Genomic DNA, 4044 nt, shown 5'->3' with positions numbered 1-4044 from the left:
ACAGAAGAAACCACACCCGCACCTACGGTACGACCACCTTCGCGAATCGCAAAGCGCAGACCTTCTTCCATAGCGATTGGCGCAATCAGTTCTACAGTAATGGTTACGTTCTCACCTGGCATTACCATTTCTACGCCTTCTTCCAAAGTAACTGCACCAGTTACGTCAGTAGTACGGAAGTAGAATTGTGGACGGTAGTTAGCGAAGAATGGAGTGTGACGACCACCCTCTTCTTTGCTCAATACGTATACTTCTGCTTTGAATTTGGTGTGAGGAGTGATAGTACCTGGTTTAGCCAATACTTGACCACGCTCTACGTCTTCACGTTTAGTACCACGCAGCAATACGCCTACGTTGTCACCTGCTTGACCTTCGTCCAGCAGTTTGCGGAACATTTCAACACCGGTACAAGTGGTTTTTTGGGTGTCTTTCAGACCTACGATTTCGATCTCGTCACCAACGTGGATGATACCGCGCTCTACACGACCGGTTACTACCGTACCACGGCCAGAGATAGAGAATACGTCTTCGATAGGCAACAAGAAAGGTTTGTCCACTGCACGCTCAGGTGTTGGGATGTAGCTGTCCAAGGCAGCAGCCAATTCGAAGATTTTTTCTTCGTAAGCAGCATCACCTTCCAAAGCTTTCAGTGCAGAACCTTGTACGATTGGGCAGTCGTCGCCTGGGAAGTCGTAGCTTGACAGCAAGTCACGGATTTCCATTTCAACCAGCTCCAACAGCTCGGCATCGTCAACCATGTCGCATTTGTTCATGAACACGATGATGTAAGGCACGCCTACTTGGCGGGCCAACAGGATGTGTTCGCGGGTTTGCGGCATAGGACCGTCGGCAGCGGAACATACCAAGATTGCGCCGTCCATTTGTGCGGCACCGGTAATCATGTTTTTAACGTAGTCGGCGTGACCCGGGCAGTCTACGTGTGCGTAGTGACGGGTTTCGGTTTCGTATTCTACGTGTGAGGTATTAATGGTAATACCACGGGCTTTTTCTTCGGGAGCGTTGTCGATTTGATCGTAAGCTTTTGCAGCACCACCGAATTTTTTAGCCAAAATAGTAGTCAAAGCAGCAGTCAGAGTGGTTTTACCATGGTCAACGTGACCGATGGTGCCAACGTTTACGTGCGGTTTGCTACGTTCAAATTTTTCCTTAGCCATGAGCTAATTCCTTTACATTAAAGATCGATTAAAGAACAGAGGCCGTCTGAAAAATCATTTCAGTCTTTCAGACGACCTATTTACCTGATTAGCCTTTACGGGCTTCAGTTACAGCAGCAGCTACGTGGGCAGGAGCTTCAGAATATTTCTTGAACTCCATAGAGTAAGTAGCGCGGCCTTGGGTTGCAGAACGCAGGTCGGTAGAATAACCGAACATTTCTGCCAGAGGTACTTCGGCACGGACTTTTTTACCGCCGATACCGTCATCATCCATACCCAATACAACGCCACGACGACGGTTCAAGTCGCCCATTACGTCACCCATGTATTCTTCAGGGGTTTCCACTTCAACTGCCATGATCGGCTCAAGCAGAGCAGGATTGGCTTTACGCATACCTTCTTTGAAGGCTTGAGAAGCAGCCAATTCGAAGGCCAGTTGAGAGGAGTCAACGTCGTGTGAAGAACCAAAGATCAAACGTACGCGTACGTCAACTACTGGGTAGCCTGCAACGATACCGTTAGGCAGGGTATCGCGGATACCTTTATCGACAGACGGAATGAATTCGCGAGGAATCACACCACCTTTAATTTCATCGATAAATTCGTAACCTGCACCACCCGGCTCCATAGGTTCCATTTTGATCACAACGTGACCGTATTGACCTTTACCACCGGATTGTTTAGCGTGTTTGTATTCGGCTTCGACTTCTTTGCGGATAGTTTCGCGGTAAGCCACTTGAGGCGCACCGATATTTGCTTCCACTCCGAATTCGCGTTTCATACGGTCAACAATAATTTCCAGGTGCAGCTCACCCATACCCGAAATAATGGTTTGACCGGATTCTTCGTCTGTACGAACACGGAAAGATGGGTCTTCTTTAGCCAAACGGTTCAAGGCGATACCCATTTTCTCTTGGTCGGCTTTGGTTTTCGGCTCAACGGCAATATGGATTACCGGCTCAGGGAATTCCATGCGTTCCAAGATAATCGGTGCGCTTTCCGCACACAAGGTTTCACCGGTAGTAACGTCTTTCAGACCGATAGCGGCTGCGATATCACCAGCACGTACTTCTTCAATTTCAGTACGGTCCGCAGCAGTCATTTGTACCAAACGGCCGATACGTTCACGAGTGCCTTTTACAGAGTTCAATACGGTATCACCGGACTTCACGACACCAGAGTAAACGCGGATGAAAGTCAGCTGACCAACGTATTTGTCGTTCAACATTTTGAACGCCAATGCAGAGAATTTCTCTTCATCGCTGGCTTGACGGCTGTCGGCTTCTTCAGTGTTAGGATTAACACCTTGAACCGGAGGAATATCGGTAGGAGCTGGCAGCAATTCTACAACTGCGTCCAACATACGTTGAACACCTTTGTTTTTAAATGCAGAACCACACAACATAGGTTGGATTTCGCCTGCCAGAGTACGTTGACGCAATCCGCCTACGATTTCTTCTTCAGTCAGCTCGTCGCCGCCCAAGTATTTATCCATCAATTCTTCGCTGGCTTCTGCTGCAGCTTCAATCATGTTTTGACGCCATTCTTCAGCAGTTTCAACCAACTCAGCAGGAATATCGCCATAGGTAAAGGTTGTACCTTTATCAGCTTCGTTCCAGATGATAGATTTCATTTTCAGCAGGTCAACAACGCCACTGAAGCTGTCTTCTGCGCCAACCGGAATTACGATAGGCACAGGGTTTGCGCGCAAACGGGTTTTCATTTGCTCAACAACGCGGAAGAAGTTGGCACCTTGACGGTCCATTTTATTTACAAACGCCAAGCGTGGCACTTGGTATTTGTTGGCTTGACGCCATACGGTTTCAGATTGTGGCTGAACACCGCCCACCGCACAGTAAACCATTACTGCACCATCCAATACACGCATAGAGCGCTCCACCTCTACGGTAAAGTCAACGTGTCCCGGGGTGTCGATGATGTTAAAACGGTGTTCGGGGAATTGTTTCGCCATACCGGACCAGTAGGAAGTTACGGCAGCAGAGGTAATGGTAATACCACGCTCTTGCTCTTGTTCCATGTAGTCGGTAGTAGCCGCACCGTCATGCACCTCGCCCAATTTGTGGGTCAAACCGGTATAGAACAAAATACGTTCTGTAGTAGTGGTTTTACCCGCGTCGATATGGGCGGAAATACCGATGTTGCGGTACAGGCTGATCGGGGTCTTACGAGCCATTTTATTAGCCTTTCAAAATTAGAAACGGAAGTGAGAGAATGCTTTGTTGGCTTCAGCCATGCGGTGTACTTCTTCACGTTTTTTCAACGCACCGCCGCGACCTTCGGACGCATCAATCAACTCGCCTGCCAAACGCAGGTCCATGGATTTCTCACCACGTTTGCGGGCCGCATCGCGAACCCAGCGCATTGCAAGAGCCAAACGGCGTGAAGGACGAACCTCAACAGGAACTTGGTAGTTTGCACCACCTACACGGCGGCTTTTCACTTCCACGATAGGTTTGGCGTTTGCAATGGCTTCGTTGAATACTTCGATTGCTGCTTTGCCGGTTTTTTTCTCGATTTGTTCCAGTGCACCGTAAACGATACGTTCTGCAACAGATTTTTTACCGTCAATCATCAATACGTTCATGAATTTAGTCAGCTCAACGCTGCCGAATTTAGGATCTGGCAGTACGTCACGCTTAGGGACTTCTCTACGTCTTGGCATTTTAATTTCCTTTAATCTATTCAGTTGGGTCAATTCCCATGAATACCCAATTGAGTATTCACTTACTCGGCCGTTGTTCAGCTTAGGCGGCCGACGTGCCTATTTGAGCCCCGATAATTATTTAGGACGCTTAGCACCGTATTTAGAACGGGCTTGTTTACGGTCTTTAACACCTGCAGTATCCAA

Annotated in this window: 3 protein-coding genes and 1 pseudogene; all 4 read right to left on the bottom strand. The window is 48.3% G+C overall.

The annotated features are described in order from the left end of the window. A partial coding sequence (tuf, locus tag ACTHSP_RS18470) for an elongation factor Tu (protein ID WP_440346632.1) occupies window positions 1-1175 on the bottom strand: 1175 nt, incomplete at its 3' end. A gap of 88 nt (window positions 1176-1263) precedes the next feature. Then, entirely contained in the window at window positions 1264-3369 is a 2106-nt protein-coding gene (gene fusA / locus ACTHSP_RS18465) for an elongation factor G (RefSeq protein WP_004565796.1), read from the bottom strand. 18 nt (window positions 3370-3387) lie between these two features. Further along, window positions 3388-3858 (bottom strand): 30S ribosomal protein S7, encoded by a 471-nt coding sequence (rpsG, locus tag ACTHSP_RS18460; protein ID WP_003745196.1) that lies wholly within the window; start codon window positions 3856-3858, stop codon window positions 3388-3390. A 117-nt stretch (window positions 3859-3975) separates the two neighbouring features. After that, window positions 3976-4044 (bottom strand): annotated as a pseudogene (gene rpsL / locus ACTHSP_RS18455) (30S ribosomal protein S12); the annotation flags it as partial.

The sequence above is a fragment of the Neisseria sp. P0001.S005 genome (assembly GCF_051963715.1).
This window is presented reverse-complemented; position numbering and strand designations above follow the sequence as displayed.

Coding starts and splice junctions, on each gene's coding strand:
- rpsG (WP_003745196.1), bottom strand. CDS start 3,858: ATGCCAAGACGTAGAGAAGTCCCTAAGCGTGACGTACTGCCAGATCCT.
- fusA (WP_004565796.1), bottom strand. CDS start 3,369: ATGGCTCGTAAGACCCCGATCAGCCTGTACCGCAACATCGGTATTTCC.